Here is a 15,585-nt window from a genome sequence, read left to right as displayed (position 1 = left end):
TACGGGCGTTAGCGTGGGACACGAGAACCTCCGAGCAGGTGTTGGGCCTTCGACAAGCCACACCCCACTCGGAGGTTCTCCTTCGTTCAAGCCCGCCCGACCGTCACCAACGTCCTGGCTGGGTACACCTAGTCGGTCGCCGAGTGGATCTGGTCGCCGGCCGGGTCCGCGTCGTCGGAGCCGACCGCCTGCCGCTCCTGCTCGGTGCGGTGCTGCAGGGCGTCGTCGTTCGGCCGGTCGTAGCCGCCCGCGTGCTGCGAACGGTCCCGCGGCGCGGACTCCTGGGGGTCGATGACGTCGTCGAGCGTCGGCTCGTCGGGGCTGCTCATCGCGGTCCTCCGCTCTCTCTTCGGATGTGTCCGCCGGAGGCCATAGCCCGGCGCCGACCGCGGTAACCGTGGGCTGCGCCGCTCAGCGCTGTTCGAGCGCGGCGGCCGGCAGCCAGGCCTCCATCAGCACCGACCCCGCCGGGCCGGCCACGGTGAACGCCACCCGGCCGTGCCAGCCGTCGTCGGTCTGCCGCCACTCGACCAGCAGGCCGGGCCAGACACCGGGGGCGCCGGGTGGGTCGTGCACCCAGCAGTGCCGCCCGCGGCCGTCCGCGCGGCGGGTCACCGGCGGGGGAGCGGGCAGGTCGCGCACGTCGGGCGGGGAGGGTGCCGGTGGCGCCGCGGCGGCCGCCGTCTGCGGGAACGGGGCGTCCCAGTCCTCCTCGGCCGCGGGGACGCCGGAGCGGGCGGCGCGCTCGCCCAGCGACCGCCCCGACCGTCCCCGCTGCATGCCCCCGGCCACGGGTCGAGTCTGGCACGGGACTCGAACACACGTTCGGTCGACACGGGCGGGGTGATGCCCGCCGGGGCGCCCGGGGCGGATGGGGCGACGCGGCGTCCGCCCGCGCGGATGAGCGGGGTCGCCCACGGAGCGCCGACCACAGTGGGAACCGTCAGGTATCGGAAGTGCTGGACGGGGGCTGTCGGATGGGATCGGAATCGACGGGGACGACGTCGGGCGGAGCGCCGCCGGGGAACCGGCCCTGGGTCCGGCCGGTGGTCGGCGCTCTCGTGCTGGTCCTCGTCGTGTCGGGCATCGCGACGCGCGGCGTGGGCGGCGGCGTCCTCATGCTGGGCGGGATCGTGCTCATCGTCGGCATCGGGGCGCTGGTGGCCGGACGGGCCCGGTGGGCGGGCATCGCCTCCCGGGGCGTCGGGGCCGCGGTCCTCGGTGTCGGCCTCGTCCTCTCCATGATCGGCAACCAGACGGCCACCCCGACGCCACTGGCGGAGTCGGGCGACGACTCCGCCGCCGCGGACACGACGCCGTCGGCCTCGCCGACGCCGTCCGCCGACCCGGAGGCCGCGGCCCGGGCCGCCGACGCCGCCGCCGTCGAGGCCGAGGCCGCCGAGGACGCGGCGACCGGCACGGCGATCGACCCGTCCACCGGGCTGCTCAGCGGCGAGGCGACGACGGCCGCGGTCGACGCGGCGGCACCCACGACCGCGCTCGCCGCGCTGGCGGCCGTCGAGGTGCGCGGCCGCGCCCCGCGGACCGGCTACGACCGCGACCTCTTCGGCGCGGGCTGGGTCGACACCGACCGCAACGGCTGCGACACCCGCAACGACGTCCTGGCCCGCGACCTGTCCGGGGAGACCTTCAGGCCGGGCACCCGCGACTGCGTCGTCGCCACCGGGACGCTCGCCGATCCGTACTCCGCGCGCACGATCGCCTTCGTCCGCGGTCAGGGCACCAGCGACGACGTCCAGATCGACCACGTCGTGGCGCTCTCGGACGCGTGGCAGAAGGGCGCCCAGGGGTGGGACGCGACGACGCGCACCGCCTTCGCCAACGACCCGCTGAACCTGCTCGCCGTCGACGGCCCGCTCAACCAGCAGAAGGGCGACGGTGACGCGGCGACCTGGCTGCCCCCGAACCGGGACTACCGGTGCGCCTACGTGTCCCGGCAGGTCGCGGTGAAGGTGCGCTACGGGCTGTGGATGACCGAGGCCGAGCGCAACGCCATCGCCACCGTGCTGAGCGCCTGCGCGGGTGAGCCGCTGCCCGGCGGGGTCGTGGCGGACGTGCCGCCCCGGCCGGCCCCGGCGCCCGCCCCGCGGCCCGCTCCGGCTCCGGCCCCCGCCCCGCGGCCCGCTCCGGCTCCGGCCCCCGCTCCGCGGCCGGCTCCGGCGCCTGCTCCGCCGCCGCCCCCGGCCCCGGCCCCGGCCCCGGTGGGCAACCCCGGCGACACGAAGAACTGCGGTGACTTCGCGACCCAAGCCTAGGCGCAGTCCTGGTTCAACACGTACTTCCCGACGTGGGGCGACGTTGCCGGTCTCGATGGGGATGGCGACGGGGTGGCCTGCCAGAGCCTGCCCTGACCGACCAGCCCCCGGAACGCTCGTGCTCTGCCCCGTATCTGGGGCAGAGCACGAGCGTCCGGGGAGCAGGTGTCAGGCCGGAGCGCCGCCCGCGACGCCGTCGGCCAGTGTGCGCGCCACGGTCTGCAGCAGCTCGTGCTGCGGCAGGTCCTCCACGAGCACCGGCAGCGGCAGCGACCAGTTCGGCCGGTCGGTGGTGCCGGGCATGTTGGGCCGGCGCTCGTCGGCGACGGCGTCCTCCAGGGTCGCCGACAGCAGCAGCGACGGCGCCGTCGCGAGCGCCTCGTGCGCCTTGCGCACCGCCGTCTCCGGCTTGGACTTCTTCTTCACCCCGCGCAGCCGGCCGAGCAGCTCGGTGCGGCCCCGCTCGAGCTCCTCGTCGGTGCCCGTGCCGTGCTCGCGCTGCTCGGCGAGGTCGGCACCGGTCCACAGGCCCGCGACGGTCGGCAGGTCGTGGGTGGTGATCGCCGCCATCGCCTCGGTGGGCCACTCGGCGGGGGCGTCGTCCTCGAACCACAGCAGCCGGTAGCTGAGCACGCCGTGCTCGGCCATGGCCTCGCGGACGCCGTCCTCCACGGTGCCGAGGTCCTCGCCGACCACGAGCGCCTGCGCCCGGTGGCTCTCCAGCGCGACGATGCCGAGCAGGTCCTCGGCCGGGTAGCGCACGTAGGCGCCGTCCGCGGCGCTGCCGTCCGACGGCACCCACCAGAGCCGGAACAGGCCCATGACGTGGTCGATGCGCAGCCCGCCGGCGCCGGCCATCGTGGCGCGGATCGACTCGATGAACGGCTCGTAGTCCGCCGCCCGGAGGCGCCAGGGCACCAGCGGCGGGGAGCCCCAGTCCTGGCCCTGGGAGTTGAAGGCGTCCGGCGGGGCGCCGACGCTCACGCCCTGGGCGAGCACGTCCTGCCAGGTCCAGGCGTCCGCACCGCCGCCGGCGACGCCGATCGGGAGGTCCTGGATGACCGTCATGCCCTCCGCCGCGCGCTCCAGCTGGAGCTGGAGGCACCACTGCAGCCAGGCGTGGAAGGCCACGTCGCGCTCGTGCGCGGCGACGAACCGGCCCACCTCCTCGCTGCGCGGGTCCCGCAGCGGCTCCGGCCACGTGTGCCAGTCGGGGCCGTGCTGGTCGGCGATCGCGCACCAGGTCGCCCAGTCCTGCAGCTTCTGGCCCTGGTGCCACCACCAGTCGGGGAAGGCCTGGTCGTCGCGGCCGGTGGCGTCGAAGACCCGGCGCAGCACCTCGCGCTTGCGGGCCCAGACGGCGTCGCGGTCGATGAGCTCGCCGTCGCCGAGCGCCCGGCCGGCGTCGTCGTCCAGGTCGACGGCGGACGCGCCCGGCACCTCGCCCACCCGCAGGTAGATCGGGTTGCGGAAGCGACGGGTCGCCGGCAGGTAGGGGCTGGCCTCCTGCTGGGGCGTCGGGGCGACGGCGTGCAGCGGGTTGATCAGCACGAAGCCCGCGCCCTGCGCCGCGGCCATCTCGCGGACGGCGCGCAGGTCGGCGAGGTCGCCGATGCCCCAGCTGCCCCGGCTGCGGGTGGCGTAGAGCTGCACGGCCCAGCCCCACGTCCGCTCGGGCAGCCAGCACCGGCCGGGGGTGACGATCAGCCGGCGTCGGTGCCCGCCGGGTGCCTGGATCCAGTGGTAGCCGAGCGGGAAGTCGTCGTCGAGCTCGCCGTCGACGTGCCGCGTCGAGCCGTCCTCGAGGGTGACCTCGGCCTCGTCGACCTCCAGCACGTCACCGGGCAGGGCGACGATCGGCGCCCGCTCGTCGAGGTCGTCCGGCGGCGTGCCGATCACCTCCCGCAGCCGGTCGATCGTGGCCTGGGAGACCGTGTGCTCCTCGTCGAGGGCGTCGAGCCAGCTGGCGTCGATTCCCCACTCGTCCGTCGTCGGGGTGCGTGTCACCCCCCGATACTCCCCACGGGGACCGGTGCCCGCAGTGCAAGCCGGACGTGGTGCTGCTCTCGCCCGGCCTCAGCGGGGTCGGGCCCGCCTCGTGGGGGAGGCGGTCGCGGGGTCCTCCGGCCAGGGATGGCGGGGGTAGCGGCCGCGGAGCTCGCTGCGCACGGCCGGGTAGCCGGTGACCCAGAAGCCGGCGAGGTCGGACGTGGTGGCCACGACCCGCTGGGCGGGGGAGAGGAGCTGCAGCCGCAGCGGTCGCCCGGCCACCACCGGCGTCCGCGCCCACCCGAAGACCTCCTGCACCCGCACGGACAGCGTCGGCACGAGCGGATCGGTGTAGTCGACGCGGATCCGGGAGCCGGTCGGGACCGTCACCGCGTCGGGCACGACCGTGTCGAGCTCGCCGGACACCCGCCAGGGCACCAGCGCCCGCAGTGCCGCGACGACGTCGATCCGGGCCAGGTCGGCGCGGCTGCGGGCGCCGGACACGTCGATCGCGGCGAGCAGGTCCCGGTCGTCGACGGCCGGCCACGGCGCCCCGAGCCCCGCGTGCGCCGCGGCCAGCCGCTCGCGCAGCCGCCGGGCCGGCGTCGTCCAGGTCAGCAGGCCGAGCCCCTCCGCGCGCAGGCCGTCGGCGACCGCGGCGGCCACGGCGGCGGGATCGGGGTCGGGCAGCGGCCGCTCGGCGAGCACGACGGCGCCCAGCCGCTCCACGCGCGCGCCGTGCACCCGCCCGTCGCGCCACGACACCTCGTCGCGCTCGACGTGCAGCGGGCCGCCGGCCTCCAGCGCGGTCGCCTCGTCGACGGCGACAGCCGCCCGGACCCGCGCGTCCCGCCGGCCGGGGGACCGGTCGGCGACGGCGATCGCCAGCCACGGCGCCCCGGTGAGCGCCGTGCCGGGGGCCAGCTCGGCGCCCGTGCCGGCGGCCATCAGGTACGTCGTGGTGCTGCCCGGGCGCAGGCGGGCCAGCCGCTCGGGATGGGCGAGGCCGACCACCAGGCCGGCCGTCGTGTCGTCGGGCAGGCGGGGTGCGGCGACGTCGTCCGCCGCGCGCTCGAGCCGGGCGACCTCGTCCCGCCACCGGGCGGTGGCTCCCCGGTCCGCCCCCGACCGCAGAGCCCGCCAGGTCGCGACCAGGTCGTCGCTGCGGGAGGGGAGGTCCGCGGACAGCAGCGCGACCACCTCGGCTGCGCGGCGGCGGCCCACCAGGGGAGCGCCGTCCAGCAGCGCGCGGGCCAGCCGCGGGTGGACGCCGACGGCGGTCAGCGCCCGCCCGCGCGACGTCGCCCGCCCGTCGCCGTCCACGGCGCCGAGGTCCTGCAGCGTCTGCCCGGCGACGAGCAGGGCGGCCGGCGAGGGCCGGTCGAGCAGCGCGAGCCCCTCGCCGCCCGGTGCGCCCCAGCAGGCGAGCTCGAGCGCGAAGGAGGTGAGGTCGGCGACGGCGACCTCCGGCTCGTCGTGCGCGGGCAGCCGGTCGTGCTCGGCGGCCGTCCAGCAGCGGTAGACCGTCCCGGGGCCCTCCCGGCCGGCGCGTCCGGCGCGCTGGGTGACCGCCGCCCGCGATGCGCGGACGGTGACCAGGGCGCCGAGGCCGCGGGCCAGGTCGGCGCGGGGCACCCGGGCGAGCCCGGCGTCGACGACGACCCGGACCCCCGGCACGGTCAGGCTGCTCTCGGCGAGCGCGGTGGCCAGCACGACGCGGCGGCGGGGACCGGTCCGCAGCGCGGCGTCCTGGGCGGCCGCCGGCAGCCGGCCGTGCAGCGGGAGGACGTCGGCGTCGAGACCGCCCAGCTGCCCGGCCACCGCGCCGATCTCGCCCGCGCCGGGCAGGAAGACCAGGACGTCGCCGGCGCGCTCGGTCAGGGCCCGGCGCACCGTGGCCGCGACGTGCGCGAGCAGCCGGGGGTCGACCCGCAGGCCGTGCGGCGGGTCGACCGGGCCGGCCGGCGGGGCCCAGACCACGTCGACGTCGTGCAGGGCGCCGCGCGCCTCGACGACGGGGGCCGGCCCGGCCGTGCCGCCGATGAGGCCGGCCAGCCGCTCGGCCTGGGCGGTCGCCGACATCGCGACCAGCGGCAGCTCCGGGCGCAGCGCGTCGCGGACGTCGAGGGCGAAGGCCAGGGCGAGGTCGGTGTCGAGGTGGCGCTCGTGGCACTCGTCCAGGACCACCGCGGCCACCCCGGACAGCTCCGGATCGGCCTGCAGCCGGCGCACGAGCAGGCCGGTGGTGACGACCTCCACCCGGGTGGCGGCGCTGCGCCGGCTGTCACCGCGGACGCTGTAGCCGACCCGCCCGCCCACGGTCTCGCCCAGCAGCGCGGCCATGCGCGAGGCGGCGGCCCGGGCGGCCACCCGGCGCGGCTCGGCCACGAGGACACGACCGCCTCCGTCGTCGGCCAGGGCGAGGGGCACGAGCGTGGTCTTGCCGGTCCCGGGGGGCGCCACCAGCACGGCGGTGCCCCGGTCCGACAGCGCGGTCGCCAGGGCCGGCAGCGCGGAGCGGACCGGGAGGTCGGTTCCCGGCGTCCCGGGCGGCGGAAGCACGGCCCCAGTGTCCCGGTGAGGCAGGACTGCCTCACCGGCACGCGGGTAGGCAGCCCTGCATGACGGTCATCGGGTTCCACAACTCGCACGAGCAGGTCCACCCGCGCGACCTGCTCGCCGCCGTGCAGCACGCCGAGGAGGTCGGCTTCACCGCGGCCATGTGCTCGGACCACCTGACGCCGTGGAACCCGCGGCAGGGGGAGTCGGGCTTCGCGTGGTCCTGGCTGGGCGCGGCGATGGCCACGACGAGCCTGCCCTTCGGTGCGGTCAACGCCCCCGGGCAGCGCTACCACCCGGTGATCGTCGCCCAGGCGATCGCCACCCTGGGCGCGATGTTCCCGGGCCGGTTCTGGGTGGCGCTGGGCAGCGGCGAGGCGATGAACGAGCACGTCACCGGCGACGTGTGGCCGCGCAAGGAGCTGCGCGACGCCCGGCTGCGCGAGTGCGTCGACGTCATCCGCGCCCTGCTGGCCGGGGAGGAGGTCAGCCACGACGGGCTGGTCCGCGTCGACCGCGCCAAGGTCTACACGCTGGCCGATCCGCAGCCGGCGCTCATCGCCCCCGCGGTCAGCGTCGCGACCGCCCGCCGCGGCGCCGACTGGGCCGACGGCCTGGTCACCATCAACCAGCCGCACGACAAGCTGCGCGAGATGATCGCCGCCTACCGGGACGCCGGGGGTCGCGGCAAGCTCGTGCTCCAGGTGCACGTCTCCTACGACCCCGACCCCGACCGCGCGCTGGCCATCGCGCACGACCAGTGGCGCAGCAACGTCTTCCCGCCGCCGCTGTGCTGGGACCTCGACAGCCCCGAGGCGTTCGAGCAGGCCAGCGCGCACGTCAGCCCGCAGGACGTGACCGACGCCGTCCGGGTCTCCGCCGACCTCGCCCAGCACGCCGCCTGGATCGCCGAGTACGCCGAGCTCGGGTTCGAGGAGATCTACCTGCACCACGTCGGCAAGGAGCAGACGGCCTTCCTCGACGCGTTCGGCGAGTCCGTGCTGCCCCAGGTCGGCGTCACCGCGCCGGCCCCCGCGCAGGCGATCGACCCGCCCGGTTCCGACGGGCCGTGGCGCCCGCAGCAGGAGCCGCTGCAGTCCTCGATGGCCTGACCACCCCACTCCTGAGCCGAGGGAGCCCCCGAGCATGCGGATCACCGACACGAGCGACCTCTGGTGGAAGACGGCCGTCGTCTACTGCCTCGACGTCGAGACCTACATGGACTGGAACGGCGACGGCTGCGGTGACTTCGCCGGTCTCGCCCAGCGGATCGACCACCTCGCCGACCTCGGCGTCACCTGCCTGTGGCTGATGCCCTTCTACCCGACGGCCGAGCGCGACGACGGCTACGACATCACCGACTTCTACGGCGTCGACCCGCGGCTGGGCACCCACGGAGATCTGGTGGAGGTCCTCCGCACCGCCCGGGACCGCGGCATGCGGGTGATCGTCGACCTCGTCGTCAACCACACCTCGGTCAAGCACCCGTGGTTCCAGCAGGCCCGGAAGAGCAGGGAGTCGCCCTTCCACGACTTCTACGTCTGGCGCGACGACGAGCCGCCGGACACCTCCGACCAGGTCGTGTTCCCGGACCAGGAGGACAGCATCTGGACGCTCAACGAGCCGACGGGCGAGTGGTACCTGCACAAGTTCTACAAGGAGCAGCCCGACCTCAACGTGGCGAACCCGCTGGTGCGGGACGAGATCGCCAAGGTCATCGGCTTCTGGCTGCAGCTGGGCATCGACGGTTTCCGGGTGGACGCCGTCCCCTTCCTGCTGGAGACCTCCGGCATCGACGAGCAGGAGGCCGAGCACTTCCAGGACCCGCACCAGTACCTGCGGGCCCTGCGCGCGCTCATCGCCCGCCGGGCCGAGGCGGCGGTCCTGCTCGGCGAGGTGAACCTCCCGCACGAGGAGCAGCAGCAGTTCTTCGGCGGCACGGACGGCGACGAGCTGACCATGCAGTTCGACTTCATCGCGATGCAGGCGATGTACCTGTCGCTGGCCCGCTGCGATACCGCCCCGCTGGTCGATGCGCTGACCTCGCGGCCGCAGGTCTCCCCGGACAACCAGTGGGGGATGTTCGTCCGCAACCACGACGAGCTCACCCTCGACAAGCTCAGCGAGGACGAGCGCCAGGAGGTCTTCGCCGCCTTCGGCCCCGAGGAGCGGATGCAGGTCTACGGCCGCGGCCTCACCCGACGGCTGCCCCCGATGCTGGACGGCGACCCGCGAAGGGTCCGCATGGTCTACAGCCTGATGTTCTCCCTGCCCGGCACCCCGGTGCTCTTCTACGGCGAGGAGATCGGCATGGGGGAGAACCTGGCCGCCGAGGGCCGGCTCGCGGTGCGCACGCCGATGCAGTGGACGTCGGGGCGCAACGGCGGCTTCTCACCCGCTGCGGCCTCGAAGCTGCCCGGGCCGGTGGTGGAGGGCGGCTTCTCCCCGGAGTTCGTCAACGTGGCCGACCAGCGGCGCGACCCCGATTCGCTGCTGTCGTTCATGCGGCTGCTGATCCGCCGCTACCGCGAGTCGCCGGAGCTGGGGTGGGGGACCTACGAGGTGCTCGGCCAGCCGCACCCGGAGGTGCTCGCCAGCCTCTCCACCTGGGACGACGGTGCGCTCGTCGCGCTGCACAACCTGGGCGCGGAGCCGCGGACGGTGCCGCTCACCCTCTCCGGCTGCGACTCGACCCACCGCCTGGAGGACCTGCTGGTCACCCGGTCGACGGCGATCGCCGACGACGGGTCGGTGGAGCTCACGCTGGACGGCTACGGGTACCGCTGGCTGCGCGTCGTGGCCCGGGAGAGCCGCCGCCTGCTGTGAGGGGGGACGTCGGGGAGTCACCTCGTCGACACGGACAGGTGGCGACACGGCGAGATGTCGACACACGCCGCGCAGGTCCCAGCCGTGTCGGACCTCGCGCCTAGCGTCGCCCGCGATGTCCGAGCCCACTGCACCCCCCGTCCCGGCCCGTCCGATGCAGGAGACGGGCCCCATCCCGCCGTACTTCGGCCCGATGGGCCGTACGGCGCAGAACCAGGAGCAGGCGCCGTCGCAGGCCCCGCAGCCGCGGACCGCCGAGGGCACGACGCCCGACACCGCCGAGGCGGCTGCCGTCCCGGCCGGGGCCACCGCGGCCGGTGCGGTCGCCGATGCGCCCACGCTCGTCGAGCCCGCCGTCCCCGCCCCCGACGCGGAGCCGCCGGGCGACCCGGTCGCGGCCTGGGCCCTCACCGGCGACACCCCGCCGCCCGGACCCGACGACGCGCCGCCGGTGCTGCAGCCGGGCACCTTCCCGACGACGCCGGTCACCAGCCGACCGACCGTCCGCGCCCGCCGGCGTGACCCGATGACCCGGATGGGTCCGTGGGCGCCGGCCGCCGGTGGGCTCCTCGGCCTGGTCGCCGGCCTCGTCGTCGTCGCGCTGCTCGCCGGGCGGGCCGACGCGTTCGGCGAGGGCCTGGCACTGGTCTTCCTCGTCGTCGGCCTGTCGATGCTCGGCGCGGCCGGTGCGCTGCTGGCCGACGAGGTGCGGCTGGTCCGCCGCGGTGCCCGGGAGGCCGCCGTCCGGCCCGCCTGGGTGGAGGCGACGTCGAGCCTGCTTAACGGCCTCACCCCGGCGCGGCTGCTGCTCGCCTCCAGCGCGTTCGTGCTGTTCCTGGCCGCCTACGTCGGGCGCTGACCGGGGGTCAGTCCAGCAGGGTCGCGGCGTCCAGCCGGCCGGTCACCAGGTCGTCGGCGACGTCGTCCACGACCCGGCCGGTGGCGAACGCGTGCGCCCGCAGCACCGCGAGCGCGGCGACGACGTCCATCTCGAGGACGACGCTGAGCATCCCCGTCGCCTGCCAGACGGCGACCCGCCGGCGGGCGTCCGGGGCGTCCCACCACCGCGGGCCCTCGTCCTCGTCGCTGGCACGGACCAGTTCCTCGGTCAGGCACAGCAGGACGGTCTCGACGTCGGCCCGCGGGACCTCGGCCAGGCGGGCCGGGGTGTTGGCGTAGAGGTCGATGACGACGGTCGGGCCCAGCGGGGGCGGCAGCGGGAGCGACAGCACCGCCGTGAAGGGCGACTCGCCGACCAGCGAGGCGTGCAGCTCCGGCCAGTTCCGGGCGATGTCGTCGAGGTCGAAGGCGATGCCCTGGGCTGTGTCGTGCGCGCGCAGGCAGGGGCCGTCGCCGTGGGTGAACTGCAGCCGCTCGGCGTGCGCGGCGTCCGGGTCGCTCGCGCCGACCGGGGTCCGCAGCCCCGCGCCCTCGTGGATGCTCAGGCCGGCCCCGTCCACGGGCAGAGCCTGCGCGGCGGCGCGGGCCAGCCGGGTGGGCAGCATGTCCGGGCCGGCGAGGTCGTCGGGCACCGGTCCGTGCAGCGCCTCGAGGAACCGGGCCCCCGGGTCGTCCGTCGTCATGTCTCCCTCTCCGCCGCCGCCTGCTGGACCGCAGCACAGCTTGCGGCCTGGCGGCGTCTGCCACCAGTCAGCTGAACGCCTGGATGCCCAGGTGGACGGCGAGTGCGAGGCCGGCGAGGGCGATGACCCGGCGCAGGAACACCGGCGGGCTGCGGCGCACCACACGGGGCCCGATCAGCCCACCGGCGAAGAGCCCGAGGGCCAGGGGCACGGCAGCCGACCACTCGACGTCGGCCAGGACGACGAACCCGATCGCCGCCACGCCGTTGGCCACCCCGAGGACGGCGTTCTTCATCGCGTTGCTGCGCGGCACCCCCTCGCCGGTCGCCAGCAGCAGCGTGGCCAGCAGCAGGACCCCGGCCGCGGCGCCGAAGTAGCCGCCGTAGATGCCGATGCCGAAGACCGCGGCCGGCAGCCACCGCGGGTCGCGCGGGGGCGCGGCGTGCCCGGCGGCCAGCTCGCGCGGCGGGCGCTGCACCAGGATCGCCGCCGACGCCGCCGCGATGAGGAACGGCACGATCCGCTCGAAGGCCTCGGTCGGGGTCGACAGCAGCAGCGCGGCCCCGGCCGCCCCGCCCAGCACCGCGGCGGCGGCCAGGGGCAGCAGCCGCCGGCCCTGCCCGCGCAGCTCCGGACCGGAGGCGCTGACCGACCCGACGCTGGTCATCACCAGCGCCACGGTGTTGGTGACGTTCGCGGTGACCGGCGGGATGCCCGTCGCCAGGAGCGCGGGGTAGCTGACGAGCGACGCGAGCCCGGCGATGCTCCCGGTGAGCCCCGCACCGATCCCGGCGAGGACGAGCAGACCCCACTCCAGCGGACTCATGAGCGCACCAGCACGACGATCGCCACGCAGCCCAGCAGGACGATCGCCGTCCGCAGGGCCACCGGCGGCAGCCGCCGGCCGAAGCGCCCGCCCAGGTAGCCGCCGACCACGGACCCGGCGGCGACCAGACCGGCGGCGGCCCAGTCCACCCGGTCGCTCGCGACCACGATGTAGGCCAGCGCCGCGACGGCGTTGACCGCCGAGGTCAGCACGTTCTTGATGGCGTTCAGCCGCTGCAGCGGCTCGGGCAGCAGCAGACCGAAGACGCCGATCTGCAGGATCCCCTGGCTGGCGGAGAAGTAGCCGCCGTAGGTCCCGGTGGCGTACGCCCCGGCGAGCAGCCCCGCGCGGCGCCCGCGGCCGAGCCGCACCGGCCCGGGGTCCCCGGCGGCGGCGCGCCGCCGGGCGAGGGTGCGCTGGAGCAGCGGCTGGGTGGCCACGAGGACGACGGCCAGCCCGACCAGGACCGGCACGATCGCCTCGAAGGCCTCGGCCGGCAGGTGCAGGAGCAGGAACGCCCCGGTCAGGGCGCCGAGCACCGAGGCCGGCATCAGCAGCAGGAGCAACCGGCGCTGGCCGGAGAGCTCCCGGCGGTAGCCGATCGCGCCGGCGACGTTGCCCGGCACCAGTCCGAGGCTGTTGGACACGCTCGCGGTCACCGGTGGCAACCCGACGGCCAGCAGGACCGGGAAGGTGACCAGGGTCCCGGAGCCGACGACGGCGTTGATCCCGCCCGCCGCCAGCCCTGCCGCGGCGACGGCGAGCATCTCCCAGGGGCTCAATCCTTCCGCCCGGCGTCCACGACGCGCAGGACCAGGGCGCCCTCCTCGTCCGAGGCGGCGAGGTCGACCTCGGCGTCGATGCCCCAGTCGTGGTTGCCGTCGGGGTCGTCGAGGATCTGCCGGACCCGCCAGACACCGGGCGTCGCCTTGTCCCAGATGAGCAGCGCCGGGCCGCGGGCGTCGGCGCCGGTGCCCAGCTCGGCGTGCTCGGCGAAGTAGGCCTGCACGACCTCGCCCCACCGGTCGGCGTCCCAGCCGGAGCCGGAGTCCAGCTCGCCCAGGTCGTACCAGCGCCGCCGTCCCCACAGCTGCACGCGGTGGAACAGCGCGTTGCGCACCATCGCGGTGAACGCGCGCTCGTTGCCGGTGAGCGGTCGCGGCCGCGCCGGGACGGCGACCGGCTGGTCCAGCGGCTGATCGGGGTCGGTCAGCGACTCCCACTCGTCCAGCAGCGACGAGTCCACCTGGCGCACCAGCTCGCCGAGCCACTCGACGAGGTCGGTGACCTCCTCGGTCCGGGCGGACGCCGGCACCCCCGACCGCAGCGCCTTGAACGCGTCGGAGAGGTAGCGCAGCACCGCGCCCTCGGAACGGGTGAGCCCGTAGGTGTTCACCAGCTCCCGGAAGGTCATCGCCCGCTCCCACATGTCCCGGACGACGGACTTCGGCGACAGCTGCGCGTCCCGTGCCCAGGGGTTGCTGCGGGTGTAGACCTCGAACGCGTGCCCGAGCAGCTCCTCCAGCGGCTTCGGGTAGCCGATGTCCTCGAGGAGCTCCATGCGCTCCTCGTACTCGATGCCCTCGGCCTTCATCTGCGCGACGGCCTCGCCCTTGGCCTTGTTCAGCTGCGCGGCCAGGATCTGCCGCGGGTCGTCGAGGGTGGCCTCGATGACGCTGACGACGTCGAGGGCGTACGTGTCGGACTCGGCGTCCAGCAGGTCGATCGCGGCGAGGGCGAAGGTCGACAGCGGCTGGTTGAGCGCGAAGTCCTCCGGCAGGTCGAGCGTCAGGTCGTAGCGCCGTCCGTCGGGCTCCGGCTCGTCCAGCCGCTCGAGGACGCCGGCCTGCAGCAGCGACCGGGCGATCCCGATCGCCTCGCGGATGAGCCGCAACTGCTTCTTGCGGGGCTCGTGGTTGTCGGTGAGCAACCGGCGCATCGCGGCGAACGGGTCGCCGGGGCGGTCGACGACGTCGAGCACCATCGCCGTCGTCACCCGCATGTGGCTGGTCAGCGGCTCGGGGTCGGCGGCGATCAGCCGCTCCATGGTCGCCTCCGACCACGGGACCATGCCCTCGGGCACCTTCTTGCGGACCAGCTTGCGCCGCTTCTTGGGGTCGTCGGAGACCTTGGCGAACTGCTTGAGGTTCTCCACCTCGTGGTCGGGCGCCTGGACGACCACCGTGCCCGCCGTGTCGTAGCCCGCCCGGCCGGCGCGGCCGGCGATCTGGTGGAACTCGCGGGCGTTGAGCAGCCGCATCCGGGTGCCGTCGTACTTGCTCAGCGCGGAGAAGACGACGGTGCGGATCGGCACGTTGATGCCGACGCCGAGGGTGTCGGTGCCGCAGATGACCTTGAGCAGCCCGGCCTGCGCCAGCTGCTCCACCAGCCGCCGGTACTTGGGCAGCATCCCCGCGTGGTGGACGCCGATCCCGTGGCGGACCAGGCGGGAGAGCGTCGTCCCGAAGGCGGAGGTGAACCGGAAGCCGCCGATCATGTCGGCGATCGCGGCCTTCTCCTCCTTGCTGGAGACGTTGACGCTCATCAGGGCCTGCGCCCGCTCGAGCGCCGAGGCCTGGGTGAAGTGGACGACGTAGACCGGCGCCTGCCGGGTGTCCAGCAGCTCCTGGATCGTCTCGTGCATCGGCGTCGTCGCGTAGTAGTGGTGCAGCGGGACCGGGCGCTGGGCGCTGGCCACCAGCGCGGTGGGCCGGCCGGTGCGCCGGGAGAGGTCCTCGCGCAGGTCGGTGGTGTCGCCGAGGGTGGCGCTCATCAGCAGGAACTGGGCCTTGGGCAGCTCCAGCAGCGGCACCTGCCAGGCCCAGCCGCGGTCGGGGTCGCCGTAGAAGTGGAACTCGTCCATCACCACGAGGCCGACGTCGGCGTCGGCGCCCTCGCGCAGCGCGATGTTGGCCAGGATCTCCGCGGTGCAGGCGATGATCGGGGCATCCCGGTTCACCGCGGCGTCCCCGGTGAGCATGCCGACGTTGGCCGCGCCGAAGACCCCGCAGAGCGCGAAGAACTTCTCGCTGACCAGCGCCTTGATCGGCGCGGTGTAGTAGCTGCGCCGCCCGCCGGCCAGCGCCGCGTACTGCGCGCCGGTGGCCACCAGCGACTTGCCCGACCCGGTCGGCGTCGCGAGGACGACGTTGGCGCCGCTGAGCAGCTCGATCAGCGCCTCCTCCTGCGCCGGGTAGAGCGTCGTCCCCCCGGCCTCGGTCCAGGCGGCGAAGGCGGTGAACAGCTCGTCGGGATCGGCTCCGCGGGCCCGCAGCGAGGAGAGGTCGGCCGGGTCGTCGAGCAGAGGAGGGGCGGGGATCGCGGTCATCGTGGGGGACAGCGTGCCGGACGCGCCGTCCCTTCCCGCGCAGGCGCCGTCGGCGACCCCGTCCGTAACGAAACGGCCACGAAGCCTCCGGAGAAGTGTGAGGTGAACCGAGTAAGGTCAGAAGGTGAACAACAGGTGAACGAGAGGCGGACGCACGATGCGCGTTGAGGAACGACCGTTGGTCAGGTGGGTGCCCGT

12 protein-coding genes and 1 pseudogene are annotated in these 15,585 nt (G+C 75.3%); 5 read left to right on the top strand and 8 right to left on the bottom strand.

All coding sequences use genetic code 11. From position 1 onward, the window contains the following. Nucleotides 1-128: 128 nt before the first annotated feature. Nucleotides 129-329: a hypothetical protein gene (locus DQ240_RS20890; protein ID WP_113841635.1), complete on the bottom strand. Its 201-nt coding sequence runs from the start codon at nucleotides 327-329 to the stop codon at nucleotides 129-131. An 82-nt stretch (nucleotides 330-411) separates the two neighbouring features. After that, nucleotides 412-792 (bottom strand): hypothetical protein, encoded by a 381-nt coding sequence (locus DQ240_RS20885; protein ID WP_233498874.1) that lies wholly within the window; start codon nucleotides 790-792, stop codon nucleotides 412-414. Between the two features lie 254 nt (nucleotides 793-1,046). Here DQ240_RS20885 and DQ240_RS20880 point away from each other — a divergent pair, with 254 nt between their 5' ends. Further along, nucleotides 1,047-2,276: an HNH endonuclease family protein gene (locus DQ240_RS20880; RefSeq protein ID WP_233498873.1), complete on the top strand. Its 1,230-nt coding sequence runs from the start codon at nucleotides 1,047-1,049 to the stop codon at nucleotides 2,274-2,276. Nucleotides 2,277-2,312: 36 nt separating this feature from the next. After that, nucleotides 2,313-2,372 (top strand): annotated as a pseudogene (locus DQ240_RS24555) (hypothetical protein); the annotation flags it as partial. A gap of 72 nt (nucleotides 2,373-2,444) precedes the next feature. Here the strand turns inward: DQ240_RS24555 and malQ are convergent. Together malQ and hrpB are read right to left on the bottom strand one after the other, a co-directional pair. After that, nucleotides 2,445-4,112, bottom strand: a complete 1,668-nt coding sequence (malQ, locus tag DQ240_RS20870; protein ID WP_369832026.1) for a 4-alpha-glucanotransferase — start codon at nucleotides 4,110-4,112, stop codon at nucleotides 2,445-2,447. A 240-nt stretch (nucleotides 4,113-4,352) separates the two neighbouring features. Further along, on the bottom strand, nucleotides 4,353-6,827 hold the full coding sequence (hrpB, locus tag DQ240_RS20865; RefSeq protein WP_113841633.1) for an ATP-dependent helicase HrpB: 2,475 nt from the start codon (nucleotides 6,825-6,827) through the stop codon (nucleotides 4,353-4,355). Nucleotides 6,828-6,886: 59 nt separating this feature from the next. On the opposite strand from hrpB, the gene DQ240_RS20860 reads away from it, so the two are divergent. The 3 genes from DQ240_RS20860 (at nucleotide 6,887) to DQ240_RS23755 (ending at nucleotide 10,509) form a co-directional block, all read left to right on the top strand. After that, complete coding sequence (locus DQ240_RS20860; protein ID WP_113841632.1) at nucleotides 6,887-7,936, top strand: TIGR03885 family FMN-dependent LLM class oxidoreductase; 1,050 nt, start codon at nucleotides 6,887-6,889, stop codon at nucleotides 7,934-7,936. A gap of 34 nt (nucleotides 7,937-7,970) precedes the next feature. Further along, nucleotides 7,971-9,650 carry an alpha-amylase family protein gene (locus DQ240_RS20855; RefSeq protein WP_113841631.1) on the top strand — a complete coding sequence of 560 codons (1,680 nt, stop codon included), beginning with the start codon at nucleotides 7,971-7,973 and terminating at the stop codon, nucleotides 9,648-9,650. Nucleotides 9,651-9,765: 115 nt separating this feature from the next. Further along, entirely contained in the window at nucleotides 9,766-10,509 is a 744-nt protein-coding gene (locus DQ240_RS23755) for a hypothetical protein (protein ID WP_199589439.1), read from the top strand. Between the two features lie 7 nt (nucleotides 10,510-10,516). On the opposite strand, the gene DQ240_RS20845 is transcribed toward DQ240_RS23755, so the two are convergent. The 4 genes from DQ240_RS20845 to DQ240_RS20830 all read right to left on the bottom strand — a co-directional run bounded on the left by DQ240_RS20845 (nucleotide 10,517) and on the right by DQ240_RS20830 (nucleotide 15,387). Next, nucleotides 10,517-11,233: a hypothetical protein gene (locus DQ240_RS20845; RefSeq protein ID WP_113841630.1), complete on the bottom strand. Its 717-nt coding sequence runs from the start codon at nucleotides 11,231-11,233 to the stop codon at nucleotides 10,517-10,519. 67 nt (nucleotides 11,234-11,300) lie between these two features. Beyond that, complete coding sequence (locus tag DQ240_RS20840; RefSeq protein WP_113841629.1) at nucleotides 11,301-12,059, bottom strand: sulfite exporter TauE/SafE family protein; 759 nt, start codon at nucleotides 12,057-12,059, stop codon at nucleotides 11,301-11,303. Then, nucleotides 12,056-12,841 carry a sulfite exporter TauE/SafE family protein gene (locus tag DQ240_RS20835; RefSeq protein WP_113841628.1) on the bottom strand — a complete coding sequence of 262 codons (786 nt, stop codon included), beginning with the start codon at nucleotides 12,839-12,841 and terminating at the stop codon, nucleotides 12,056-12,058. Before DQ240_RS20835 ends, DQ240_RS20840 begins: the two co-directional genes overlap by 4 nt. Then, nucleotides 12,838-15,387 (bottom strand): RNA helicase, encoded by a 2,550-nt coding sequence (locus DQ240_RS20830; protein WP_113841627.1) that lies wholly within the window; start codon nucleotides 15,385-15,387, stop codon nucleotides 12,838-12,840. The genes DQ240_RS20835 and DQ240_RS20830 overlap by 4 nt, the downstream gene beginning before the upstream one ends. Nucleotides 15,388-15,585 lie beyond the last annotated feature (198 nt).

Origin of the sequence: Blastococcus sp. TF02A-26 (assembly GCF_003319125.1) — a bacterium.
Classification (GTDB): domain Bacteria; phylum Actinomycetota; class Actinomycetes; order Mycobacteriales; family Geodermatophilaceae; genus Trujillonella.
The sequence above is the reverse complement of the archived record's forward strand: the minus strand, read 5'-3'. Positions and strand labels throughout refer to the sequence as shown.